Source organism: Anseongella ginsenosidimutans, assembly GCF_008033235.1.
GTDB lineage: Bacteria > Bacteroidota > Bacteroidia > Sphingobacteriales > Sphingobacteriaceae > Anseongella > Anseongella ginsenosidimutans.
The window spans coordinates 2,958,946-2,982,900 of sequence record NZ_CP042432.1 but is presented as its reverse complement, the minus strand read 5'-3'; the positions used below and the strand labels follow the sequence as shown (position 1 = coordinate 2,982,900).

Below are 23,955 nucleotides of genomic sequence, written 5' to 3'. Positions count from 1 at the left end.
ATAGTTTAGGGTATCAATACCAAAAGGCCAGCCTCTCTGGCACCCTTGGCACGATCTTCTTGTCAGCTGAGTCAAAACTATGTAATTGATTCTAACACCCTTAATCCTATATTAGCAATTATTGGCACTATATTAATCCAATGATTTAGAACGAAAAAGCCGGTATTCAGACAGATGGTTTAGGTTGGAAGTTATAGACTGGCTATGGTCAGGAATAAGCCGTAGCGGCTCCGCTTGGGCTGGTAATGGGATTTTTCAACAGTACTCTACCTCTTTCAACAGTACTCTACCTCGGTCAATACGCCTATTACCTGGACAATCCATCCAACTCCTCCGGTAATACTTTTCCCAGGCTCTTTGCCTTTTTCAAATACAACCGGGTATTGGATTCGTCCTTTAGCCCGGCATAGGACAAAGCAAGCATAAAATTCAGTTCTCTTAGGCTTTCAGGAGTGAGTTTTCCGTAAATACTTCGTCTTTCGCCCTTTTTTCCTGCTTCGATGGCAGCCTGTTCGTCCTTTAAGGTCTGCTCAAACAGCATTTTGCTCTTTTCGAACGCTGAATTAGTATTCAAAAACCTGGCATAGGCCAGCCTTGTCCTGAACAGGTCATTGATGTTCAGCATACGGTGACTCTCCCTTCGCAAGGACTTTTCTCCTTCGGTTTTAAAGATATTTATCGCCCGATTGAAATTCAGGTCGGCAGCATCTGTCTCTCCTTTCAGCATAGAGATGAGCGCCAATTCGATATAACTTCTATAATGCAGGGAATCTCTTTCCCTTATAATCATTTCAAAGGTTTCGGCGGCACTATCTAGTTCGTTGTACCTTTTCTCTGTCAAGCCTTTTAAAAACCAGGTTTCCTTGCTTTCCGGATCTATTTCGATCAGTTTATTGCAATATCTCCAGGAGCCACCCTTGTTATTTTCATCCAGGGACATTAACAGCAAATATCGATACGTAATCACATTGTCAGCGTCGACCTTCAATACTTCAGAAAACTTTTCCTTCGCCCGGTCAAAATCTTTTGATTGCGCCAAACGAATGGCTTCTCTGGCCAATGAATTCGCCCTGGCTTTCAGCTTTCGCTGCTCATATTGGTCCTTCTCTTTTCTTGCCTGTTCGGGATTGTTCAAAAATGAAAATTTCCCGAAGTATAGATCAGGCTCCTTTGACGGTGGAATCCTACCGTCATGATTAGGGTGGGTAAACTCATTGTCTGGTTTGAACTGTATTATTCCCCAGGTATCGTTGATTTCCGAAAGGGCCAGTTCCCGCTTGTTTAATGGATAATAATAGCTGAGGCTGACATACCCGAGATCAAACTTGACCAGGTGTATGACCAGAGAACCGTAATTGTCAACCGTATCCTTAAATTTATATTTTGACTTAGAATCGTAGATAAAAACCGCATCCGCATTGATCAGCTCCCGTGCAGGACCTGTGACATCTTCTAAAAGCTCAAGGTTAGGTTTAAATCCGACCATTTTTTCGCTCAGCATATTCTGATTCACTCTCTTCCGGTATTCTTCTACCGAACTACTGTCATTGTTGTATTTATAATAGGCGCTCAGCCGGATCCATGAGTTTGAAAAACTAATAAAAATATCCTTCTTCTTTAATTCAATGCTGCTGTAAAAAACCAAATATGGATTAAAATGAATCCGCTTTTTCTTCATTTCCGCAGATTCCTCTTTCGACAGCATTGCCAGGCTGCTCAATGAATCAGGCAATTTCGGGTTCATCACCATATCGTACCCACGAGGCTTGAACACGAGGGCATTCACCTCATCCAGGCTTCTGAGCGGCGTTTCATCCAATTTCCCGAGCTTTTCGGAAGTAATCATTTCCTGGGCATTTACCCAGCCGTAAACCAGGACGGAAACAAGAATAAATAAGATTTTTGTAAAGCTCATAATCAGGATTCAGGTTAATGGTCGCAATTTTGGGTGTCTTACGGCAGCCCAATATTACAACGAATATATATAAAACCTGATGCTCTTTTCTTCATATTCCACACGAGGAATAAAACTTTTACTTTTTCATGAATTGATAACGTTTTCCGCTTTCTTATCCCTATCCATAAAAACGATGCAGAATGTTCGCAGGCCCTATTGAGTTAATTGCATTCATCCAGCATGGACACTTAATCGCTTCTAATTTGAAAGTCCATTCTTTAATAACTTTTTCTTTATAAATTTTACGGACTTTTCGGGATCAGAACTTATTAACTGCTTAAATACTTCTGAGGTGCGGGAGAAAAAAAAAGCTTTGGTACTGTCCTCAAATTCAACATACAATGTAAAAGGCAGTAAGGCTTTATCGATTTTTTTGATTTTCGCCGTAGGCTTGCTTTTGATACTGAATAACTTTTTGATTATTAAACAATGCTCTGATACGTATAAATCCGCGTAGGAAAATCCATTCCGTATGATTAAACAGCACATGGCAATACAAAATAGTAAAAAAGCGCCGCCCGCTAAAGAAAAATTCTTTGCCAAAATGATGTAGGTGAGAAGCCAAACAAACGGCAAAAAAAATAATAATAGCATCAGTTGATTTAGTCTTGCAGATCCACCACTTATTTTTTCAATTTTTCCCATATTTGTATGCTTGCTTACTTCTCTTGCTTTATATCCAAGCTTTTAGCCCAAAACTCCAGCCTCTTGCCTTCATAGAATTCCAAATAAAAATATCCACTCCCATCTTCTAAAAGCTCGACTAATTCTCCATAAAATATTCCTTATAGTCCTCAATAGTATTATAAAACTGTATTTGCATTCTTCGTCGATAAAGCTAAAATTTGACTACATAAGCGTTTCGGCGTCCCGCTTGTCTCATGCAATATACAACAGTTTTATCAAGAGTCTTTCGGCTTTACGCCATTTAATCCACCCGTAATTCCAATAACCTTCCTCCATCCATCTTACTTGAAGCCAGTCGCCTTTGATTTTTGCGGGATAATATGCCACATCTGCATAATAAGGAATAACTACTGACTTTTCACCTGGGTTTTCTCTAAGCGGATTGATGGCAAAATCAAATTTAACAAAAGGCACGCTCAAAATATGCTCTTCCCAAGTTTGAAACATTAAAAAGGGCTGATTTTCGATATACTTATGCAGAGTGTTCTCTTCATTGACAATCACTTCAAAACGATTGCGTTCCTCCTTAACTACTCTAATGGCTAATAAAAACTGATCCGGATGAAACGCTATCGGTCTAAATTTATCATTATGATATTCAAACTTTCCGTCACTATCATCATAAAAATAAGTGAATTCATACCATAAGCTTCCATCTTTGTTTAATATACAAATCGTATTATTTTCACTATAATGTTCTGATAAGGAAATTACGCCAATAGAAGCACCGAGGCTCAAATAGTCTTCGGACCATCCCATTTGGCCATTCGTTTTACCTTCTATTTGTTGATCCTCAGTTTTGCTTTGCCACTTTCTTTCCTCGTTATTGACAGACACGCAATTTGATTAGTGAATACAAAGATCAGGAATATAAGCTTTTTCATTGCAATATTATCTTTGCTTCCACTAACGGAATATCACAGGATAACAAGTTGATTTTACTATCCAAGTTCATACTCGCTAAAAATAGCTTCAATCGATGTTCAATTAATGCATTCCTTAGGCCCCATTGCGAATATCTAATTTTGTTTAGCGCTAATTATGTGAGCTAAATGATGTTTACAATGCCAGGCGTAAATTCCTATATTCGTTTTTAGTGAAACCTTTTCTTTGTTTTCAGGGTGTATGAACTCTTTTTCTAATTCAATTTCGGTTAAGTTCTCCATTAGATGTACCCAGCGCTCGTGTAAACCTGCTAAAATTTTTAATGAACTCTCTACCGGGTAATTTTTTGAGTCAGATAATTCCGCCCATAAGTTCTCAAAATAAGGTTTTATAGTTGGGGTTTCTTCAGTCAGCGTAAGTTTAAACCTTATCAAACTGTTCATATGGCTATCAGCGCAATGATTTATGACCTGGTAAATTGTCCAGCCATTTGGACGATATCGCTTTTCAAGCTCTTTTTCTGTTAGATTTTTGACTTCGTTATTAACCTTATCCGGAAACTCCTCAATGGTTTTAATCCATTCTTCGATCTGAATTTTATCGACGTTTTGAGGTTTTTGAAATTTCCCGATAGGATATTTTAGCTTTTCGATGTCTTTTTCCATTTTTTATCGCTTACTTAACTAGCTTTTTAGTCAATAGCTAAAATACGAAAAAAGCCAATGGTACGTTACAGCTTTATCCCCTGAATTAATATGGATGTCCTTATTGATTGTTCTTTCAAGTGTAGAAACTTCTTTCGCTCTCCGTCTTTTAAAAAGCCCTCAAAGTCTTGTTGATTCTGAAATTCTACAAGATGAATTTCATAAGGTTTGTCAATGTGGATTTCAATAAAATAGTTTTCTGCCGGTCTTAACCGGAATAAAAGCCGTCCATTATATTTTAAAATTATTGGAATTGCGACGCTTTCAAACTGGTCGAAAGTTTTCTCTTGTCCTTCAATTATGTATATCAATTGAGTGATCAGTATCATGTCATCCTTCAACTATTATTCTGTCGTTACTGGGGGCGGGCTGCGAAATCAGAAGAAAGTCGAGGTATCCAGCAGTCTCATTTGCTATATAATGTTTTGTTTCCGGTTGAACTAATACTCCCTTTTGTTCGGCTATAATTACCCTGCGGCCCTCTAAATAAAAAGTCGCTGTCCCTTTGAGGACAAAGAAAAATTGCTGGGCGTTTGCATGAAAATGTAATTTCTCTCTTGTACCACTTGGCATACGCTCTTGTTTAACGGATAACCCAACGGTATCAGCTAGCACCCAACTGTCACAATTGTCACCCCACAAATAATGTTCCGCTGTATTTTTATCGATTACTTCTCCCATTACCTCTTTATAAATATTTTGCTATTGCTCCTTTGCATTGACCGCTCACTCCCGAAGCTGATTTTTAATGGGCATAAAAACTTTTATCCAGCTCAACCGCCTCTCCTATTAGCCCGGTTAAAGCGGGAATATCAATTTCACTAGCCGATTGATATACCATGTAGAAAATCTGTTTGTTTGTTCCATGTGCCAGATAACCATTTTCGTCTTTCAGGCGATTGCCATACCAAAAGCCGAACAACACACCACTTTTTACACCACTGCGGGGTACGGAGGCGGGAAATATCAGGCAAATAGATTTATTGCCGTAGAAAAACGGGACATTGTAGGACAGCTTCTCCTTTCCGTATCCGTTTAAGGTTTCTATTGTTATCTGTCGTAAAATGTCCGTCAGCATGGCTTCGTCTCTTGGAAGAAACTCGAACAATTCTACCAGCGACCGGAATTTCAGCTGTTCTTTTGCCATTCGTGTCATTAGTTGTACAATGATCGGGAAGCGCAAAGCGTAACAATCCCCTTCTTCAATTGAATGCCAGCATTTCAGCTGGCCAAAAGACGAGCTTTTTACTTATTTAGTGTCAGTAACAATTCGTCCAGTTGCTGGAAATCTATGGTCATACCTTCTTTAAAGCCCATCTCTATCTCTTTTTCGAGGTCGTCAAGCGTATCATATGTCAGCAGCATGTCTACCTGTACTTTATTATCTTTAGGGCTAAAATTGTTTTCCCATAAATTTTGAGGAAACGCCGGATCTAACGTGCCGTTTTCATCGCAGATTCCGCCTTTTGAGGCAAATGATTTTTCTTTCTTAATAGCAAGAAAGGTGGCCTTGCTCCAATGTTTTTCGCCTTCAGGGCTTACCATTGCATAGTGCCAAAAGCCGCCTTCGCGAAAATCCATTGTCTTGGTTTCGGCTCTCCAGGGTTGCGGTCCCCACCACTTGTCGAGCAGCTCAGGTGTTGTCCATGCTTGCCAAACCAGTTCAAGGCTTGCTGCAAATTCGCGGGTTATGTGAATGGTTTTGTTTTCTTTGTTGACAATGAAGTCAAATACTAATGTCGGTTTCATCTTATTTATTTTTTAGTGTAAGTAGTAATTTGTCCAAATTTTGAAGATGTGAGGAAAAACCTTTTTTGTGGCTGGACGTCGCCATTTTGTCAAACATTTCGGTGCTTCCGTATTTTTCAGTAATTGTTACGAGTGTTTTGCCGCTCGTTTCGCTGAAATCTATGATGCATTCGGTACGCAAAAAATCCGGGCTAACCCGTCCGTTTTCATCGCTGAATGCCCGCGATTCCCTAATGCTTTTTTCAGTTTCAATTTTTTTGTAATCATACCGGCTCCAATGTTTTTTCCCTTCAGGGCTTACGATTGCGTAATGCCAGAAGCCGCCTTCACGTAAATCCAACGTTTGTGTTTCTGTTCTGTACGGGTTTGGAGCGCACCATTGGTCGAGCAGCTCAGCGGTTGTCCAGCCCTGCCAAACCAATTCGAGGTTGGCATCGAATTCACGTTTGATGTGAATGGTTTTATTTTCCCTATCTATGGAAAAATCAAACAAGAAACTACTATTCATTTTTTTTGTTTTTAATCGTTGCCAGTAAGTTGTCTAATTGATTAAACCTTGTTTCCCAGATCTTGCGGAACTGCTCCAGCCACTTATCGATTTCTTTCATTTTGTCAATTTCGAGCTGGTAATAAATCTCCCTGCCTTGTTGTTTTTGCGTTACCAATTCGCATTCTGTCAAAATGCGCAGATGTTTGGATACGGCCTGTCGGGTTGTGTCGAAATGTTCAGCAATGGCATTGGGTGTCATTGCCTGTAATGCAATTAAGGTGATAATTGCCCGTCTTGTCGGGTCGGATACGGCTTGAAAAATGTCTCGTCTCGCTTCCATTGCGCAAACATATGGTTGCAAATATATATGCAATCATTTGATTTCGCAAATTTTTTTTGGATTTTTTGCTTGTATGGGGTGAAGTTGGGTTATTTTGGTCGTTGATGACGGCAAAGCCTGAGAACCATACGGTGTTTCAACCCATGATTTTCGGTGGTAAGAAATGAACATGCTGGTGATATTTTGGCAAACATTACAACGTAGATTGGAATGAAACATGGCGAGAAGGAACGTATGAAACGTATTTTCCCAGAAGTAAAAGATAAAAATAAACGCATACACGTAAAATCAATGCTATGAATATTCTTAAAGCTTTTTCTATTGTACTTTGCCTATCTCAGTGTGAAGTTGCAATGGATCGAGAAGACGATCCGTTATATGTAGTGAACCAGTCTGGCCAATCGGTAAGAGTATACGTTAATAATGACGAAAATTATTCTGCGCTCTATCCCGACACTTCAATATCGGATTTTGAAGAAAGACTTAGCGCTGAGATAATTGCGAACAATCGGGAAGTAGTAATTCCAGGCAGTGAAGCTTCATGGAAAAGCACGTTTGAGGTAAGTGTCCCTCACGACACCGTATCCCTCTTCATCTTTCACGCCGACACGTTAACAAAATTTCCCTGGCAAACTATTAGGGAAGATTATAAAATTCTAAGACGGTACGATTTAAGCCTAGAGGACCTTATAACACTTGAATTCAAAGTGCCTTATCCTCCTTCGCCAAAAATGAAAAACATGAAAATGTTTCCTCCTACCGCTAAGTAGCTGCTAATCGCTCACTGAAGAGCGCTTTTGAGACAAGACGACTAGTAATTTATTTCTGTGTTCCAAACATTTCCAACATTTGTTTTTCAAATATGAAAAGTGCTTCAAGAGTGCGTTATGTAAACGGAAAATAAGAATGCACAAAAAATAGAAAATAGGAATACCCAGAATTTGGCAACAAGAATGCACAGGTTTTCCGGGAATGGGGCCGCGGCCCCATTCCCGGATTTCCCGAGCTTCGGCGGTTCACCAAAACACGTCGAAGATGAATGTATTCTTGAACAAATTTATGATGTATTACGAGATTCACCGCATGGACCGCGAAGATTGTTCCGTGTCCTACATCAGCCGAACGCTGGGCATTAACCGACGAACCGTCAAAAAGTACCTGCTCATGAGCGAGCAGGACTATGAGCAGCACCTGATCAGTGGAACCCGGCGCCCCAAAACACTGCTGCCTTATGAAGGGTTTATCAAAGAACGCTTAACCCTTTACCCGGACACATCAGCCGCTCAGTTGTTTGATTGGCTGAAGGAGCATCATGCTGATCTCCCCCCGGTTAGTAGCCGAACTGTTTTTAATTTCGTCGCCTCCATGCGGGAAAAATACAACATCCCCCGCACCAAAATGTTGAGAGACTGTGGCCCCGTCCCTGAGCTTCCCTATGGGCTGCAGGTCCAGGTTGATTTCGGGCAATACAATATGCGCAGAAGTGATGGCGGTACTGCCAAGGTCTTTTTTTTGACGATGGTACTTTCCCGGTCCCGCTACAAGTATGTTTGGTTCCTGGATCATCCGTTTACTACTGAGGAGGCCATCACCGCTCATGAAGCAGGGTTTGCTTTCTTTGGCGGAGTCGCCGGGGAAGCCGTTTATGACCAGGACCGGCTGTTTCTTATCAGTGAAAACCATGGTGACCTGATCCTGACCGATGCCTTCCGGCAGTATGTCCGTCTGCGCGCCTTCCGCCTCCACTTCTGCCGCAAGGCAGATCCCCAGAGCAAGGGAAAGGTGGAGAACGTGATCCGGTATGTCAAGCAGAACTTCCTGTATAACCGTACCTATTACGACCCGGACACCCTGCAGGAAGAAGCATTAGGCTGGTTGGGGCGCACCGCCAATGCCCTCACCCACGAGGGAACCGGCAAGGTCCCTTACAGCGAATGGGTCACTGAGCAGCCATTCCTGGTTCCTTACACACCCATTGCCGTTACCCCGGTGAAGGCAGCTTATACCGTGCGAAAAGACAACACCATCTGCTTCAAAAGTAATTACTACTCTCTTCCCCTGGGCACCTACCAGGGCAGGGGAAGTCAGGTCACCCTTCAGGTGGAGGGCACTCAGCTGGTAATCTGGGGGGAAGAAGGCAAATTGATTTGCAAGCATACCATCTCTGCGGGGAAGGGACAGAAGATCATCAATAACGATCACAAACGGGATAAGTCAGGGCCCATCTCGGCACTTATCGAAGAGGTAGCCGCTTTGCTGGAAGAGCCGGATCTGGGGCGGCAGCTGCTGCAGCGGATCCGGAAAGACAAGCCCCGTTACGTGCGCGATCAGCTGCTACTGCTCAGGGAGATCATCCAGGGAGCCGATAAGGAGATCGTGAAACAAGCCCTGGAATATGCCCTTGCCCGGCAGATCGTCAGCGCCACCGATTTTCGGGCTCTGGTAGCACACTATGGCAAACAAAAGGAGCAGAAAGACGGCCAAAGCAACATCCGCTATCTAAACCCCTTAGGAGGGAAGCTTCCGCTGGCGGCCCTGACAGCCCCCGATAAAAGTAATATCGATGATTACGAGCAATTGTTAAACGGTAAATAATAACCACTTCACTATTAGATCATGACAGAAAAAAAAGAACAGATCAAACACCTGTGCAAGCAGTTTAAGATGAGCGGGATCGCCCACTCCCTGGACACGCTCATCGCCCAGGGGGAATCCCAGGAAATGGGCCTGACCGAATTCACCTGGAATCTTCTTGAGACAGAAGCTTCCCATCGCCAGCAGCGGGAAATGGAAAGGCGGTTAAAAACCGCCCGCCTGCCTGCCTCCTCTTCCCTGGAAGCCTACGATGCCACCGTGGAGAACGGCCTTCCTAAAAATCGCTTAAATCAGCTCAGGGAGCTTAACTGGTTAGATCAAATCTATAATATCATCCTGCTCGGTCCCAGCGGCGTGGGTAAAACACATTTGGCGGCCGGTCTCTGCAGAGACGCCATCCAGGGAGGGTACAATGCCTTCTTCCGAACAATGGAGGATATTATGAATATGCTGAAAATGAAAGACATGACCCGATCTGCCATGGCCGACTATAAACGCCTGACCAAGGCACAACTCATCGTCATCGACGATATGATGCTCTTCCCGGTAGAAAAAGCTCAGGCCGTCGCCTTGTTCAACTTCATTAACCATTTGTATGAAAGCACTTCCTTCATTATCACTACCAATAAGATGCCGGCTGAATGGGCAGGCCTGCTGGGCGACGAGGTCCTGGCAACCGCTCTATTGGACCGCCTGCTCTACCGGTGCGAAGCCATCACACTCACCGGAAAAAGCTATCGTTTAAAGCATCGAAAATCTATCTTTGAACACTCCACTGCTTAACCTATATTTGACCCGGTAATTGTGCACCCTTGTTTCCAAAAACTGTGCATTCCTAATTGCCAAAAACTGTGCACTTTGAGTTTCCGGTTACAGCGTTAACGGATTAAACAGATCTACTATATTCAGATAATCTTATTTTCCAAAGGTATTGTACATATTTGAGAGTTAATAAAGTTTGCATAAGTTATGGGCGTTTGGGGAATAAATATTTTTGACGACGATCTCGCGATGGATATTCGTGATGAATATAATAATAGCACTAAAATAGGCCTTTCGGCCCAGGAAGCCACCTCATTAATTGTGGAAAAGTTTGAGGATGAAATGCAAGATCCAGATGAATCACATGTAATTTGGTTATCCTTAGCAGCTATACAAATGGAAAGCTGCACCCTTTTAGATGTTGTAAAGGAACGAGCTTTAGATATTATCTCTTCTGAAAGTGACCTGGAAAGATGGCTTTCCGATCCGGACCATTATACCGGGAGAAAGATAATATTGGAGCAACTAAAAAAGCAGCTACTTCAATCCCGACCAAGTTTGTAATTTTCAAGTATGTCGAGCGTTTTTAAGCCAATATTTTCATTTCCTTCGTAATGGTCTTTTAACCGTTGTTCTATATGGATAGGATCCCAAATAACACCCACCTCCAATCCAACACATTCTTCTCTTGAAGCTTCTCGAATTTTAACGTTTTCTCGTATCCGGAAATGACTTGGATCTACAATATCCGGAAGGTAGTATGTGGAATTCATTAAGGAATCTTCCAAAGGAACATTTCCAATGATAGGCCAAAGGCCATCTTCGACTCCTCTATCATTAACTATTGCCTTAAACAGGATTGGCTTTGACACAATCTCCTCAACGGCTTTTATGTCCTCGCTAGTCAGTGCATCATAAAATGCAAAATCGGTGTAATTTAATATTCTTGCGTAAGTATGCATTGACTCATCAATCTTCACTTTTACAATATCTCCCGGTACCGGTTTTTGCTTCTTTATCATATCTTCTTTAAGTGCTATCTCAGTAATTTTTCATTTCTTCGCTCGAGTCTTTTGCAAATTCAACTATATCAACCACAAAGCCTGTGTTTTGCCCAACTGCAAAAACATTCAAAAGATAACCCTGTGAATGAACAAACTCCAAAAGTTCATCCTCAAAAGTTTCCAAAGTGATCTCCTCAATGTAAAGTCCAACCAACCAGACGGTCTTAGACTGTTCAGCAAACTCCTTCGCTGACCACAAAGGGAATAACTTAGAGGCCTCGACTTCCGATATGGCCCAATTTCCATCTGGACTTTTAAGAGAATACATCAATTCCGTATCAGCGACACGCTTAATGAAATATTTATAGCGCTCGTAAGGAGCTAATGCTGACACCGCTTCTATTTCCTTTTCTGTAATTTTTACCATTATTCTAATGGTCTTTCTTTGTTCTTGTAGGGCCCAGTCACGTTAGTACCGGCAGCATTCATCCTCGTTACGACTGCCGATTGTACTATGTAGCCGTTTCTGTCGTAAAATCTACAGACGTTAAGTATCTAACAATATTTGCAAAAAAAACAAATATACCATTCAGCCTGCCTTTCTATATTTTTCTCCAAAACCAATGATCGTCGATTTGACTTGAATCCTGTATGTAATCTCGCCATTGGTCATTTTTAATTGCATTGATGTTTGAAATAACTAATAATTCGTACTCCTGTAAATAGATTTTAAGGGTCACGCCATGTGAAGAAAATTCAGAAGTAAAGGAAACAATATTGAGTTCCTGCATTTTATCCAATAGATGCGGCAGTATTCGTGTTCTAAACTCCTCTTGATCTGAATACTCTTTACTGATGCCAGAGAATTTTCTTAAGGTAGAAATGTCAAATTGCAAACTATCTCTAAGAAATGCGATGCTTCTTTTTCCATTATTTTTTTCTTCCAAGAAAAAATATTCATTCGATAATCTGGAGTTATAGATATTTAATTGAATAATCTCGCCACGTCTGAAAACACTTAACCCTTCAAAACAATCAAGTAATTCTTCTCTTTGGCGATAGACTACATTCACTTCATTAACTATCTTGTTTTCGCTGCTGCAAGAATACAATAGAACAGCATACAGGAAAAACGATTTTATTTTCGCTAATTTTGTAATACTCCCCAAAATCAGGACCACTGGTTAAGTTAAAAAAATAAGTAACTAACTTCGTGGTAACAATGAAAGGAAAACGTAGAAAATTCAGTTCGGCCTTCAAGGCCAAAGTGGCGCTGGAAGCGCTGAAGGAAAAGGAAACGCTGGCAGAATTGGCTCAGCGGTTCGAAGTTCACGCGGTAATGATCAGCAAGTGGAAACAGGAGTTTCTGGAAAAGTCCGCTCACGTGTTTGACAAAGAGGCGGATCAAGAAGAACAGGTGGATCCCGACCGGCTGTATGCTAAGATCGGCCAACTGGAGCTGGAAAATGACTTTTTAAAAAAAAGCTTGAAAAAGCTCCATTAACCGATCGTAGAGCGATGATCACACCTTCCCATCGATTGAGCGTGCGCCGGCAGTGTGAGTTGCTGGAACTTCACCGCAGCGGAATTTATTACACCCCGGTCGGAGAAGGAGAAAAAAACCTTGCGCTGATGCGGAGGATGGATGAGCGTCATTTGCAATACCCGACCGAAGGCGTGCTGCAATTGCAGGATTACTTTCGGGATGAGGGCCTCCAGGTGAATCACAAGCGGATCCGGCGGTTAATGCGCAAGATGGGCATCCGGGCGCAATATCCCCGGCGTATACTGACCAAATTGGGCAAGGCCGAATACATCCGGCCCTACCTGCTTCGGAACCTGAAGATCGAACGCCCTAATCAGGTGTGGGCTGTGGATATAACGTACATCCCAATGAAAAAGGGGTTCATGTACCTGGCCGCCATTATTGACCTGCATAGCCGCTTTGTGGTGGCCTGGAGCCTTTCCAACAGCATGACCTCCGAGTGGGTCTGTTCACTGGTAAAAGAAGCGGTGAAGCGGCACGGAAAACCGGAGATCGTTAATTCCGATCAAGGCAGCCAGTTTACCTGCCGGGAATGGATATCGCTTCTTCCGCAGCTGGGCATCAAGATCAGCATGGACGGCAAAGGAAGAGCGATTGACAACGTGTTCATTGAGCGGCTGTGGCGTACGGTAAAGTACGAATACGTGTACCTGAACCCGGCGCTGGACGGATGGGAACTGGAACAAGGACTTCGTGCCTTTTTCCACCGTTATAACTTTTATAAATCCCATCAAGGGATCGGACGAAGAAAACCAGCCAGTTTGTACCTGACGGGCAAAGCAGCATGAGAGTTATCCACAAATGGGAGATCATGGGCAAAAAAGAGAAAAGAACCAAAAGAGAAAAAAGGCGTGGATTTGTGGAAAACTCTCCGAGTTTACCACAACCCCACACCGCTACAACAACAAATGACTATAAATTCAATTAAGATTTAGAGAAATTGGTCCTGAAAATGGGGAGTATCTCATTTCATAACAATCCATTTTGCAAAATCTACTTAAACGATTTGAACGATAGTTCAGCTAAAATATCTTAAGAAGAGTCGTAATATTCTACCCTTCTTCTTCCTCTTTGCAAAAGCACGATCCCTATGATTCCGAAGTGCCTCCAATGTTACTAAAGAGGACTCTTGGAGGCCATAATCACACAAGATACGCTCTATTTCAGGACTTTTGCATTGTACTTTTCTTACCCGTAAAAACAGCGAAGTTATTTTTGCTGTAAAACGAAATTGAGTTGTTTCACCTTTTTTTGCATATACGTATATATATGTGCTATATACTATATTACCCCATTCCTGGAACAGGCATAATGACAAATCCCTTTTCTTCAAAATCTCCGCAACTCAAAAACCCGGCAAAGCGATACTTCACAAAATGCCAGCCCTTCTCTTGTATATAAGGTTTAATGAATTTCCGCAATGCGGAGACCACTGTCAGCTTGTATACTAAAAAATTCCCTAATAAGAAAACGACTATGGCAGTTAAAACAATTAAAACTACTTCCATATATTATTTTAAAATTCAGCCCGCCTGACGCGAAACCGTATTAAAAGCTGGCGTTCCAGTAAGTTGCACTGTTGTCACAATTATATATTTCGTTTGTTGCTTTCTATCGCAATGAACTCTGGCAGATAATTGGGAGTACAGCCTTTTGATACCATTTCACCTTTATAAAGACCTGTTTTCTCGCCAAGAGCGACACACCGGTTTCGATACTTTTTTTCGTAAACTCCAATCCAGCCCGCAGTGAAATTCATGGCCCATTGAACTTCAGGCTCTTCCATGGCGATATTGGTCTCAATTGCCGAAAGTAAGTCGGGAGTATTTTCCGGGGGTGTCTGCCCCGTCCATCTTAATCTTGCCTGATAGTACCAATAAATGCGCCTTTGAAGGGAAGAAGAACTATTTTTCCAAGATTGAATCAATGTAGTTGTCTTTTTGTCCTTCGTAAGCTGATTGGCCATTAGCCAATCCATCAGCTGATTTCGCTCATTAAATGGATGAGTCTGCATATCGTTATTAAGCTTATTGATCAAATCTTGTGAAAGAAGCTTGTTGTCCATAATCAAGATGGCCAATTGCCTGGGCAAAAACTTCCCGGTTGACCATAGTTCCAGCGCCAGTTCGTGGTCCTTTTTGATATCCTTCGCAATTTTCCGTAAGTCCCCTAACTTAGTTTTAGTATTGATTTGAGCCAAGATGTTTTCAGCTTGTGAAGAGAGTTTCATATCCATCTTTTATTTTTTGAGACAAATTAATAATTCTGGCCTTCGGTTGCTTGTAACCCGCTTATATATGTGATAAAGCTAAAAAAAACTCTTGATTCCGTTGACATTATGTAGTTTCACTACTACCGATCATCAACTGTTTGATAACGCTCTTTCGGGAAAGTGCCCAACAGGTAGACAACTGGCCTGGCGCCATACTTGAACCTCCCCATTTCCCATTCGTAGGTTTCACCGGGATCCACCTTGCTTATTAAGGATTTTAATTCCTTTAACGAGTAAGTTCTGAGACAAGAAACAAGTCCATCCCAAAGCAAAGTGATTGGGACTATCGGTATGAGATAGGTGAAAATAAGGCGAGAAAATTTAAAGGGCTTGATATACGGTACACTTTTCAAAAGTTTTACCGGGGCATACAATTCGCAGAGAATGCCCGACCAACTCCGATCTTGGTCTTCAAAAATAAAAATGCCGGATTGGCTGTCAACCGCATTTTGCAGTATGCGTTGTGCATCCTTTGGTTTGAAATGATGGAATGAAAGAAACTGAGTCCTCAAACCTTTCAGGCTTGGAGGTACCTCCCTGGCATCAATTGGGCGGCCTATAAAGTCGAGGTTGAGGGCCGATCTCCTGCTCATTTTAAATGCTTCCAGGTTCGGGTAAAAATCAGTGAGTAGAATTTTAAGGCTGGGATGTTTTTTGAGAAGCAAGGTGTTGAGGCTGACCAACATGCCGCCACCACCTGAAGCCATGTCGACAAGATAATCAGTCCCTGATTTTTTCAATCCGCTGTTTAATATTGACGCGATTTTCTCGTGCAATTCCTGCTTTTGATTCTGTGCAGCATAGCGAAGAAAATCGGTAGTAAAATCACGAAACAACTTCGGGAACCATGTTTGATCCTCAAACTCGAACAAGTGCATTCTACCCACTTCGGTTGCTTTTTAGTTCTTGTTTCATTTCTTTTGTGATATAGCACGCCTTTCATATCGGGTCAGGTACCCGAATGTTGGCAGTTTCCATATCCGGGCAGCTCACTAAGCTTCATTGTTCTTTATTCCTCCACAATTTTTTTTTAATCCATCAATTACAACAACCCAATTGTCGTTGGAGTGCTTTGCATTTTCTTCGCTATAATTAGATTGAGTAATTGTAAGTTCAGTTCCATTTTCTACTGGCATTAATTCGTAAGAAACAAACAGATAGTTCTCTGGTTTATCTTCCAATCCACTCCAACTACTTAAATAGGTATATGAAACTTTTTGGTTTGGAATAAATTCTTGAACAACTCCTTTATCCACGTAAGTGGTTCCTTCATATTCTCCAGTCCAAAGGATTGACTTCCTATTTTCCAATCCGTTTCCTGGCTTGAACCAAAGAAATATTGTCTTACGATTTCGGGATTAATTAAAGCGTCCCAAACTTTGTCAACCCGTGCTTTAATCGTTGTTTGATAGATGGACCTGAAATTGATCTGCATATCGTTATATTATATGATGGTTTTCTGCGTTACTTTGCCGGCAAATGGTTCCGACAGCGACAACTATCAAGAACCACCAGCCGGAAGCGGGCATCATCACTGCTCCGGCAACAGATAATGCCAAAAGGCTCCATCCCAGGAACAAGGGTAGCGGCTGCTTTTTGTTTTCAAATCCGTCAATTAGACCTCCTTGAATAACCATGAGAAATCCAAAAAAGATAAACCAAAAAGCAGCTTCGTGTGCAGGGTTTCCATCAACAGTATTGAAAAGGCCATTATGGAACATTTCGGACCACGCCGTGCCGTAAACTGTGATGCCATAAATCAAATGGACTACACCTGTGAGAATTATAGCTCTGCCCATCCACTTTTTCATGTGCTTCTTAGGATTAAAGCCATCTGCTTCGCTGGTGGTAGATTTTATTATCAAGTCCGCTGTTGTGGATTTGTCAAAGATTGTTTTCATTGTCAAGTTCATCTTAAAAGCAGTTTATGGAAAGGTTGTTGACTCAAGCAACGATCCCGCTAACGGCACAATTATTATTGTAAAAATCGGACAAAATCACCTGTCAAAGGCCTTGCTCGGTGTTATTCCATATAATTTTTTAAACTCCTTAATAAAGTGGGACTGGTCGTAATAACCTGCATCTAAAAAGGCCTTAGTTTTCTGCAGGCTTTCGTAGGAGAGATTTGTTTTAAGGATATTTTGAAAGCGAACCACATTGCCGAATGTTTTGGCGGTGCCACCAACATAAAATTCAAAAAGCCTGCGAAGTTGTCTTGGACTGATTCCTGTATTCAAGTCTTTTTCAATATCAATCGCACTAAAATTGTACAGTACAATTTCTATCGCTGCGTAAAACCTGTTATCGTTGTCAAATTTTGATTGTGAAGCTTGTTTGAGAAAGAAGCTGTCAAATAATTTTTTTATTTCTTGCGTATTAAGCCTATCGCTGAAGCTATTAGATATAAACCGCGAAAGGTGAGGAACGACCAACTGTAAATCCTCCACCCGGTTACTCAATTCTATTGCATTTATTTTAAACAATTGCGGAAACATTGATGGCAAAAACCGGACGCCGATATAATGAAAAGAATTGTAAAGTGGGAATTCCTTAAATTCTTTGCAAAATCCCATTACAGCATTTTCCTGTGGATTGCCCAGTTCAAAAATGATGTCAATACATCCGTCTGCTACCACCCGGTAATTAAATTGTTCAGAAAGCTTTTTGGTGGTTTTTAGCTGCCAATAGCAATAGATTAAATTTTGGAGCTTGCTGTCTGGCCAAATTTCGGAGTAGGTAACACCATCAGCCGACTGATTTACCGCAGGCTGAATAGGTCTATAGAATCGTCTTATGTCTATCTTTTCGTTCAAGCTTTCTATCGTACTCGTGTTTACCTACCATGACCGTTATTCTCAAATATACGCTATAATCTTCTGTATACAAGCGCATACCACTCCGAAATCAGGCCCCTGGGTAAGTTAATACAAAATTGAACCGTAGGTCTCGGCCACATTAATGCCGGCAGCATTCTTCCTTGTGAAGAGCTGGTAAGCAATATTCCCGTTTTACTCTTATAAGCCGCCTTCTTTGTTAAACTTCCTTTTGGATTTTGTAATGCAATTGAACCGTGTTGTTGTTCAACTTTGTTACTGCCAACAGGCTGAGCTTGGATTCGAATTCCACATTTTTTAAAAGCGGTAAACCGCTTCCGAAAAGTACGGGTTCCATTATGAAATAAATATCATCCACCAACTCCCCATTGATGAATGCACTCATGGTCACTGTACCCCCAATGATTACGGCTTCGGTATGGCCTTTTTTTGCAAGCATTTCCGCTATTTCAGCGGGTTTGTCTTTTGTAAAGATTACCGTCGGATTGCCGGACTTTGCCCGTTCGTCCGTTGTCAGTACCACGGTGGTCCCCTCCTGTTGGAGCGGCAGGTAGTCCGGGGCAATAATGTCATAGGTCGTCCTGCCCATAATCACTGCTTTCGTTTTCTGACATATTTCCATAAAACCCTGGCCATATTCGGGGGAAAGCCAGTCGGGAACATTTCTCCGATTCGAGATCATCCCATTGACGGAAACTGCAATGTAAATGCTGATTTTTATCATTTTTTGTGTTTTTTGTTCATTCATTTGTGACCGGAGCATTTTTCTCTATTATTAGAAGTTCCATTTCGTAACTTTATTATAAAGTTCCGCAAGCCAATTGGGCTTCGCAATAACGAACAAAATTGTTAGTCCATAAAAAACCGGAGTATTATGCGGAAAGAAAATTCCACCAATACGATCAATGAGCAATTTCTGTTTCAGGTGTGTGAGTTGAACTCAGCGATTTCAATGGTAAGCGGACGCTGGAAATGCCAAATCGTGTTTTCCATTTCGCAGGGATGTAACCGGTTTCATTTGCTGAAAAAGAAATTACCGAAGATTTCCGAACAAGTTTTAAGCAGACAGCTCAAGGAGTTGGAAACACATGCCATACTTGTCAAAAAAGAGATCCCCGAAACCGTTCCCGTTGGAATTGAATATTTATTGACCAATAAAGGCCTGGATTTGGTTCCGATTTTGGATGGTCTTTGCCATTGGGGAAAACTTTATGCAGGCGGCAAGGAAATTTCCGCTCGACTAACTTAGGCTTATCTCGCTGGCTGCTCAGGGTCTACTTAGCAGCCTGGCGTTATATGGTTTTTGCTGGGATACGTCCAACAATTGTGTTATCCGAAATATTCTTGGATACAACCGATCTTGGGGCCAATTATATCGTTTTCGGGCACCTATTTATGCATTCTGGAAAGTCCCCGGAATGAGGGGGCAAGCCGGACCAATCGTGTGTCGTATTCGCTGGGGGAAAGCCGTAGATTACATCACATTTTATTAAGATAATCCAGCACCGCCTGCGGCGCGTCCTGTTTTTTGCGTTTTGCGCGTTTATCCGAGCAAGCTCGCACATCCGCTACAAACGCAAAAAACCCCGGCTTTCGCCGGGGCTTTATTTCATTTGTCGGGGTGATGGGAATCTGTTAGAACACTTACTGGGAATTTTAAAAGTGATTGCCGATTTTTATTGAAAAACAAATCGTTGCACATCAATCATCCCTATTACGTATTTGAGCGAAGCAATTCTCTCGCAGAAACTTTCTTCACTTTGCCATCCTCATCGGCAACTATCAGGCTTTCATTATTGGCTGCGCTGGTTTTGATCAATTCCTCCACCGCCTTTTTTATTCCAGCCATTATTTTCCTGCCTAGTTCCTGGTTTTCCTTTTTTATGGCCATCTTCCTTGTTCTTTGATGATATCCCAAATATCGGTATTATAGATGACTTCCGGTAGATTTGTTTCTCCTTCAGCCACCATATCCGGCTCTTTGCCTGAATTATCAACTACCAACCAGTAATCGCAGGCAGGAATATACAAGTGAAACAAATTGTCAATCCCTCGGTCGTATCTACGTTTTATTACGTCCGTCGGAATATGGTGTCCCCCTTTGCTTACCCTGATCCTAACGCGCTCCATTGCTTGTTCAAAGGATCGTAGCCAAAAATAGACCAAAGTAATTATATAGCCTTTTCCCTGTGCCTCTCTTACTAAAGAAACATAGCTTCGGGTTGAAAGTGTGGTTTCGAAAGCAAAATCCTCTCTTTCGTTCATTAGCTGCCGAATCCGCCGCAGCATAATCCTGCCAGCTTCAAAAGCGACTCCATCTGGTTCGAAGGGAGAAAGCCCTGCAGCAATACTGTCGGCATTTACAAATTCCCGGCAATTTAAGATCTGTGGCAATAACGTATAGCTTGCGGTAGTTTTACCAGCCCCGTTACAACCTGCTATTATATAAAGATTCGGCATCGCGTACTTCAGCATTAGATCACAAAACGTTTATCTCAGCAAACAAAGATACTTTTTGTAAGCTGTCTGGCAAGTAATTTCCACGTCCCGAAAACTGGAAATAGGTTACCGAATAGGTCCCATTTATCCTGCTTTTCCTTGAATACTTTAGCTTATCTTAAAAGAGAAAAAGCCTCTAAATAAACGATTTAAAGGCTTTTTGGTAACAGATGTTGTCTAAAAAGTCGGGGTGGCCAAGATTAGCTGCGCAAGCCGCCAGCCTGCGGCCGGCTCCTCTTGCTCGCTGATCTTGTGGTGGGGGGAACTAAATAAAATAAAGCCGTTCGCGCCTGCGGCGCGTCCTATTTTTGCGTTTTGCGCGTCTGTCCGAGTTTGCTTATTCAAAAAATTGTGAACGGCGGTAGGGTGGCCAAGATTAGCTGCGCAAGCCGCCGGCCTGCGGCCGGCTCCTCTTGCTTCGCTGATCTTGTGGTGGGGGGAACTAAATGAAATAATGCCGGGCGCGCCTGCGGCGCGTCCGGCATTATTTCATTTGTCGGGGTGGCAAGATTCGAACTTGCGACCTCCTGCTCCCAAAGCAGGCGCGATGACCGGGCTACGCTACACCCCGAGATTTTGAGACCTTTTTGAGACCTTATTTCTGGAAAAGAACGCGGCAAAAGTACGGAATATTGCTGAGGTTTCCTACCCGGTGTGAGAATAAATTAAAAAGCTTGGTTTAAAGGCCTGCGGCTGAGAGGGCAGAATGCGATTCGGCGCTGCCGAGGAGGTCGGCTACTTCTTTGTCGCCGATTTCACCGGCCAGGGCTACGAGGCTGCCGAAGGAAGCCATTTCGTAGTGATGTACTTTCCGGGCGGCAATAATAAGGGCGGTGTCGGTAACATGATTCGGCTCAGAAGCACCGGTTATCACTTTTTTCCCTTCTTCCAGGAGACCTTTTACGGCGGGGCCCGCCGACCCGCGAGGGTTTTCGTTTAAATTTTTGAAGACTTTCTCCAGCAAACTTAGCTGATTCTGGGTCATCTGAAGGTGTCCGCTTAGGACGGTTCGTAGTTTTCCGGGCGTTGAAGCGATTACCATTTCAGGGAGGAAAGCGGCGATTTGGATCTCGGCTCCGTAAAAGTCCTTTAGTTGTTCCAGGAATAATTGCTGAAGGTTTAAATCTTTCATGATTGAATTTATATAATGAGAGCCATAACGGCTCCTCAAAAATAATGGAAAAATTGTGCCGGGAAAATCTATTATATTAGGGAAACACAAAATTACGTTCATGGAACAATCTGAAATCGTACCTTTTGACTGGCAGCGCATATTAATGGATCAGTACCCGGGGGGCTTTTTGCTGGAAGTGGTGTTCCGGGCTCTGGTGATTTTTCTGGTGGTGATGATCTCCCTCCGCATTACGGGGAAAAGGGGGGTAAAACAGCTTTCGCTTTTCGAGCTGGTATTTATTTTGACGCTAGGGTCCGCGGGCGGCGATGTGATCTTTTATGAAGACGTACCGCTGGTACCGGTTATCGTCACGTTCGCCGCTATTATCGGGATTTACTTTGTGACGGTATATTTCATCTCGAGGAACGAGAAAATAGAGAAATGGATGGAGGGCGAGCCTTTATGTATTATTGAGAACGGTCATTTTGTAATGAAATATATAGAAAGGGAGAATTTCTCCCCGGAAGAGGTTTGCATGGAATTAAGGATCAGAAGCGTGGAACATATAGGGCAGGTAAAATCCGCTATTTTGGAGACCTCCGGTGAAATGAGCGTCTTTTTTTATCCGGATGAAGATGTGCGTCCGGGAATGCCTACCCTTCCCTGGGAACGCCAGGCGGGCAGGGAAACAGAAGCCGGACAATTTTATGCCTGTGCCCGGTGCGGGAATACCGAAAAAGCCGCCCTGAGCGGGAAATATAAATGTGTACGGTGTGATTGCTCGTTTTGTATGAAGGCGCTCTCCGGGAGAAGAATTGGTTAATTGTGCAGTTTTGTAACAATTGCTCAGTATAATTGGTCCGGGTGGGTATTTTTCGTACCTTGTAACAACATCTGCCACAAAGATTTACAGCATGGCAGCATTAACGTTTCTCGCATTTTACGAATACCTGACATCCATTTCTTCCCCGATGAAGGTCAGGTTCCTGATTGAAAGAGATCGGAGATTATTGTTCAGGGGTCCCAGGAACATTACCCAGATCAAGTGGAACGACAAGATCGAGAACCATCGCATTAAGCTGTTCACAGAGTGGCTGAAAGTGTTGGAGGGTAAGATGACCCGGCAGGAGTTTGACAGTACCGTAATGTTGAAGCACTAACACACTAATACTGTACCAGTTCTCTGTGCAGGCGTTTAAGTGTTTCCAGGGGGTCTTTAGAAAAACCGGCGTGAACTTTTGAGGTTTGCACTACCGTGCTGCGGGCGGCGGTCAGCCAGCGGAAACGGGACGCTGCATCCAGCTTGGCTATCGGGCCGGCGGATACTTCTCCCCTGCAGATCTTTTGAAAACCCAGGAGATGATCTTCCAGTTCCTGAACAGCCGCATAACCGCCAATGGCATTCAGACGTTCCCGGTTCAGTTCTATGGTTGCTTCCAGGAACTTCTTGTCTTTGCAATAAAGGATAATTCCGGTATTCAGAAATTCTTCCCGCTCTACGCGCGGCACTACCCGGATAACGGCGTATTCAAATAAGTGATTTTCTTGCATCTTGTGCCTCCTTCACGAAAATACCCGCATTTTCAACCCGGCTGATCAAAAAATCAGCATATACCTGGCGGCGCTCTTCGGCAGAAGCTTCTTCAGGCTGCGCCGAAAGCCATTCGGCGGGAATTAACGACACAACGGACCTGATAACTTCCGGGCGAAGAAGAGACCGGAATTCATCATCCACGGCTTCCAGCTCCGAAGCCTGGGACAACAGCACATGATCCCGGATCTTTTCAAAAGGGCGAAGCGCTTGCTTCTCCCAGTCATCCCAGGAGTGGTGAAAATAAAGAGAAGCGCCGTGATCGATCAGCCATAATTCGTCATGCCAGGTAAGCATATTCGTATTGCGCGGGGTGCGGTCTACATTGGTAAGAAATGCATCCAGCCAAACAATGCCCGAAGCAAGCCTGGCGCCCGGAGGCTTTGCCGCTGCAGGATCATAAGTAATGGCGCCGGAAAGATAATGGAGCGCCAGGTTAAGCCCGGTACTGGCTTTCAGCAGGTCCTGTATCTCTTCGTCGCCTTCCGTCCGTCCGAACGCAGGATCCAGCCGGGCAAAAACCAGTTCGGGTACCTTCATGCCGAGAATACGGGCAATCTCGCCGCCGATAAGTTCGGCGATCAGGGCCTTTACCCCTTGCCCTGCCCCCCGGAATTTAAGTACGTATAAAAAATCATCATCCGCTTCGGCAATAGCCGGCAACGAACCTCCTTCTCTCAGGGGAGTCACATACCGGGTAACGTTTACGGTGCGGAGTTGAAGCGATTGCTGCATTGTCCGCAAAGATACATTTTTCCCGCAGCGCTTCTTGCTTAGGGATATTCCCGACCGGCTTTTCCTTAACCCTGCTTTTTCTTAGCCCTGCATTTACTTAGCCCTGCATTTCCTTAACCCTGCTTTTACTTAGCCCTGCTTTTTTCCTTAGCCCATAGGGGTATTGCGGTTCCCGGTTGTTATATTGGAAA

General features: G+C 43.0%; 32 protein-coding genes, 1 tRNA gene and 1 pseudogene. 9 read left to right on the top strand and 25 right to left on the bottom strand.

Going from position 1 to position 23,955, the window contains the following annotated elements; all coding sequences use genetic code 11:
- Positions 1-307: 307 nt before the first annotated feature.
- The 9 genes from FRZ59_RS12365 to FRZ59_RS12320 all read right to left on the bottom strand — a co-directional run bounded on the left by FRZ59_RS12365 (position 308) and on the right by FRZ59_RS12320 (position 6,812).
- Entirely contained in the window at positions 308-1,915 is a 1,608-nt protein-coding gene (locus tag FRZ59_RS12365) for a tetratricopeptide repeat protein (protein WP_132128722.1), read from the bottom strand.
- Between the two features lie 240 nt (positions 1,916-2,155).
- Positions 2,156-2,602, bottom strand: coding sequence for a hypothetical protein (locus FRZ59_RS12360; RefSeq protein ID WP_132128720.1), 447 nt, complete (start codon positions 2,600-2,602; stop codon positions 2,156-2,158).
- Between the two features lie 234 nt (positions 2,603-2,836).
- Positions 2,837-3,481, bottom strand: coding sequence for a hypothetical protein (locus FRZ59_RS12355; protein ID WP_132128718.1), 645 nt, complete (start codon positions 3,479-3,481; stop codon positions 2,837-2,839).
- A gap of 182 nt (positions 3,482-3,663) precedes the next feature.
- A complete protein-coding gene (locus FRZ59_RS12350; RefSeq protein ID WP_132128717.1) occupies positions 3,664-4,194 on the bottom strand; it encodes a YfiT family bacillithiol transferase in 531 nt (176 codons plus the stop codon).
- A gap of 369 nt (positions 4,195-4,563) precedes the next feature.
- Positions 4,564-4,914: a cupin domain-containing protein gene (locus tag FRZ59_RS12340; RefSeq protein WP_132128713.1), complete on the bottom strand. Its 351-nt coding sequence runs from the start codon at positions 4,912-4,914 to the stop codon at positions 4,564-4,566.
- Positions 4,915-4,978: 64 nt separating this feature from the next.
- Positions 4,979-5,380 (bottom strand): DUF1801 domain-containing protein, encoded by a 402-nt coding sequence (locus FRZ59_RS12335; protein WP_158640624.1) that lies wholly within the window; start codon positions 5,378-5,380, stop codon positions 4,979-4,981.
- Positions 5,381-5,478: 98 nt separating this feature from the next.
- Positions 5,479-5,982 (bottom strand): SRPBCC family protein, encoded by a 504-nt coding sequence (locus tag FRZ59_RS12330; RefSeq protein WP_132128710.1) that lies wholly within the window; start codon positions 5,980-5,982, stop codon positions 5,479-5,481.
- A 1-nt stretch (position 5,983) separates the two neighbouring features.
- Positions 5,984-6,490: an SRPBCC family protein gene (locus tag FRZ59_RS12325; RefSeq protein ID WP_132128709.1), complete on the bottom strand. Its 507-nt coding sequence runs from the start codon at positions 6,488-6,490 to the stop codon at positions 5,984-5,986.
- Positions 6,483-6,812, bottom strand: a complete 330-nt coding sequence (locus FRZ59_RS12320) for an ArsR/SmtB family transcription factor (RefSeq protein ID WP_132128707.1) — start codon at positions 6,810-6,812, stop codon at positions 6,483-6,485. The genes FRZ59_RS12325 and FRZ59_RS12320 overlap by 8 nt, the downstream gene beginning before the upstream one ends.
- Positions 6,813-7,108: 296 nt before the next feature.
- On the opposite strand from FRZ59_RS12320, the gene FRZ59_RS12315 reads away from it, so the two are divergent.
- The 4 genes from FRZ59_RS12315 to FRZ59_RS12300 all read left to right on the top strand — a co-directional run bounded on the left by FRZ59_RS12315 (position 7,109) and on the right by FRZ59_RS12300 (position 10,733).
- Positions 7,109-7,582 carry a hypothetical protein gene (locus FRZ59_RS12315; protein ID WP_132128706.1) on the top strand — a complete coding sequence of 158 codons (474 nt, stop codon included), beginning with the start codon at positions 7,109-7,111 and terminating at the stop codon, positions 7,580-7,582.
- Between the two features lie 265 nt (positions 7,583-7,847).
- A complete protein-coding gene (istA, locus tag FRZ59_RS12310; protein WP_158640556.1) occupies positions 7,848-9,407 on the top strand; it encodes an IS21 family transposase in 1,560 nt (519 codons plus the stop codon).
- A 21-nt stretch (positions 9,408-9,428) separates the two neighbouring features.
- Positions 9,429-10,190: an IS21-like element helper ATPase IstB gene (gene istB / locus FRZ59_RS12305; protein ID WP_132130816.1), complete on the top strand. Its 762-nt coding sequence runs from the start codon at positions 9,429-9,431 to the stop codon at positions 10,188-10,190.
- Positions 10,191-10,376: 186 nt separating this feature from the next.
- Positions 10,377-10,733 (top strand): DUF4259 domain-containing protein, encoded by a 357-nt coding sequence (locus FRZ59_RS12300; protein ID WP_132130820.1) that lies wholly within the window; start codon positions 10,377-10,379, stop codon positions 10,731-10,733.
- On the opposite strand, the gene FRZ59_RS12295 is transcribed toward FRZ59_RS12300, so the two are convergent.
- The 3 genes from FRZ59_RS12295 to FRZ59_RS12285 form a co-directional block, all read right to left on the bottom strand.
- Positions 10,712-11,191, bottom strand: coding sequence for an Imm26 family immunity protein (locus FRZ59_RS12295; RefSeq protein ID WP_132130821.1), 480 nt, complete (start codon positions 11,189-11,191; stop codon positions 10,712-10,714). The genes FRZ59_RS12300 and FRZ59_RS12295 overlap by 22 nt on opposite strands.
- A gap of 19 nt (positions 11,192-11,210) precedes the next feature.
- Positions 11,211-11,600, bottom strand: coding sequence for a DUF2750 domain-containing protein (locus FRZ59_RS12290; protein WP_132130822.1), 390 nt, complete (start codon positions 11,598-11,600; stop codon positions 11,211-11,213).
- Positions 11,601-11,775: 175 nt separating this feature from the next.
- Positions 11,776-12,246, bottom strand: a complete 471-nt coding sequence (locus tag FRZ59_RS12285) for a hypothetical protein (RefSeq protein WP_147698332.1) — start codon at positions 12,244-12,246, stop codon at positions 11,776-11,778.
- Positions 12,247-12,395: 149 nt separating this feature from the next.
- Here FRZ59_RS12285 and FRZ59_RS12280 point away from each other — a divergent pair, with 149 nt between their 5' ends.
- Positions 12,396-12,677, top strand: a complete 282-nt coding sequence (locus FRZ59_RS12280) for a transposase (RefSeq protein ID WP_132130829.1) — start codon at positions 12,396-12,398, stop codon at positions 12,675-12,677.
- Positions 12,678-12,691: 14 nt separating this feature from the next.
- A complete protein-coding gene (locus FRZ59_RS12275; RefSeq protein ID WP_132130828.1) occupies positions 12,692-13,507 on the top strand; it encodes an IS3 family transposase in 816 nt (271 codons plus the stop codon).
- A 498-nt stretch (positions 13,508-14,005) separates the two neighbouring features.
- On the opposite strand, the gene FRZ59_RS12270 is transcribed toward FRZ59_RS12275, so the two are convergent.
- The 7 genes and pseudogenes from FRZ59_RS12270 to FRZ59_RS12235 form a co-directional block, all read right to left on the bottom strand.
- Entirely contained in the window at positions 14,006-14,227 is a 222-nt protein-coding gene (locus FRZ59_RS12270; RefSeq protein ID WP_132129246.1) for a hypothetical protein, read from the bottom strand.
- 80 nt (positions 14,228-14,307) lie between these two features.
- Complete coding sequence (locus FRZ59_RS12265; protein WP_132129245.1) at positions 14,308-14,955, bottom strand: DNA alkylation repair protein; 648 nt, start codon at positions 14,953-14,955, stop codon at positions 14,308-14,310.
- A gap of 116 nt (positions 14,956-15,071) precedes the next feature.
- Entirely contained in the window at positions 15,072-15,878 is an 807-nt protein-coding gene (locus FRZ59_RS12260; RefSeq protein WP_225975050.1) for a hypothetical protein, read from the bottom strand.
- Between the two features lie 105 nt (positions 15,879-15,983).
- A pseudogene (locus FRZ59_RS19130) lies at positions 15,984-16,426 on the bottom strand (SRPBCC domain-containing protein).
- 4 nt (positions 16,427-16,430) lie between these two features.
- A complete protein-coding gene (locus tag FRZ59_RS12245) occupies positions 16,431-16,892 on the bottom strand; it encodes a DUF6463 family protein (protein WP_132129242.1) in 462 nt (153 codons plus the stop codon).
- Positions 16,893-16,988: 96 nt separating this feature from the next.
- Positions 16,989-17,804 carry a DUF6597 domain-containing transcriptional factor gene (locus FRZ59_RS12240; protein ID WP_132129241.1) on the bottom strand — a complete coding sequence of 272 codons (816 nt, stop codon included), beginning with the start codon at positions 17,802-17,804 and terminating at the stop codon, positions 16,989-16,991.
- A 220-nt stretch (positions 17,805-18,024) separates the two neighbouring features.
- The gene (locus tag FRZ59_RS12235; protein WP_158640622.1) at positions 18,025-18,549 is read right to left on the bottom strand and encodes a dihydrofolate reductase family protein; all 525 of its coding nucleotides are present in this window, start codon (positions 18,547-18,549) and stop codon (positions 18,025-18,027) included.
- A 150-nt stretch (positions 18,550-18,699) separates the two neighbouring features.
- Between FRZ59_RS12235 and FRZ59_RS12230 the strand changes: the two genes are divergently transcribed.
- Positions 18,700-19,074: a winged helix-turn-helix transcriptional regulator gene (locus tag FRZ59_RS12230; protein ID WP_132129239.1), complete on the top strand. Its 375-nt coding sequence runs from the start codon at positions 18,700-18,702 to the stop codon at positions 19,072-19,074.
- 465 nt (positions 19,075-19,539) lie between these two features.
- Here FRZ59_RS12230 and FRZ59_RS18620 read toward each other — a convergent pair whose 3' ends face one another.
- The 4 genes from FRZ59_RS18620 to FRZ59_RS12215 all read right to left on the bottom strand — a co-directional run bounded on the left by FRZ59_RS18620 (position 19,540) and on the right by FRZ59_RS12215 (position 21,456).
- On the bottom strand, positions 19,540-19,716 hold the full coding sequence (locus FRZ59_RS18620) for a DUF8506 family protein (protein WP_165922842.1): 177 nt from the start codon (positions 19,714-19,716) through the stop codon (positions 19,540-19,542).
- Positions 19,707-20,300, bottom strand: coding sequence for an ATPase (locus FRZ59_RS12225; protein ID WP_225975049.1), 594 nt, complete (start codon positions 20,298-20,300; stop codon positions 19,707-19,709). The genes FRZ59_RS18620 and FRZ59_RS12225 overlap by 10 nt, the downstream gene beginning before the upstream one ends.
- A gap of 520 nt (positions 20,301-20,820) precedes the next feature.
- Positions 20,821-20,895: transfer RNA gene (locus tag FRZ59_RS12220), tRNA-Pro, on the bottom strand.
- Positions 20,896-21,003: 108 nt separating this feature from the next.
- On the bottom strand, positions 21,004-21,456 hold the full coding sequence (locus FRZ59_RS12215) for a DUF892 family protein (protein ID WP_158640621.1): 453 nt from the start codon (positions 21,454-21,456) through the stop codon (positions 21,004-21,006).
- Between the two features lie 100 nt (positions 21,457-21,556).
- Between FRZ59_RS12215 and FRZ59_RS12210 the strand changes: the two genes are divergently transcribed.
- Positions 21,557-22,261: a DUF421 domain-containing protein gene (locus FRZ59_RS12210; RefSeq protein ID WP_132129237.1), complete on the top strand. Its 705-nt coding sequence runs from the start codon at positions 21,557-21,559 to the stop codon at positions 22,259-22,261.
- Between the two features lie 91 nt (positions 22,262-22,352).
- Positions 22,353-22,598 (top strand): hypothetical protein, encoded by a 246-nt coding sequence (locus FRZ59_RS12205; protein ID WP_132129236.1) that lies wholly within the window; start codon positions 22,353-22,355, stop codon positions 22,596-22,598.
- 4 nt (positions 22,599-22,602) lie between these two features.
- On the opposite strand, the gene FRZ59_RS12200 is transcribed toward FRZ59_RS12205, so the two are convergent.
- A complete protein-coding gene (locus FRZ59_RS12200; protein WP_132129235.1) occupies positions 22,603-22,989 on the bottom strand; it encodes a DUF3037 domain-containing protein in 387 nt (128 codons plus the stop codon).
- Positions 22,967-23,764 carry a HipA family kinase gene (locus tag FRZ59_RS12195; RefSeq protein ID WP_132129233.1) on the bottom strand — a complete coding sequence of 266 codons (798 nt, stop codon included), beginning with the start codon at positions 23,762-23,764 and terminating at the stop codon, positions 22,967-22,969. The genes FRZ59_RS12200 and FRZ59_RS12195 overlap by 23 nt, the downstream gene beginning before the upstream one ends.
- Between the last annotated feature and the right edge of the window lie 191 nt (positions 23,765-23,955).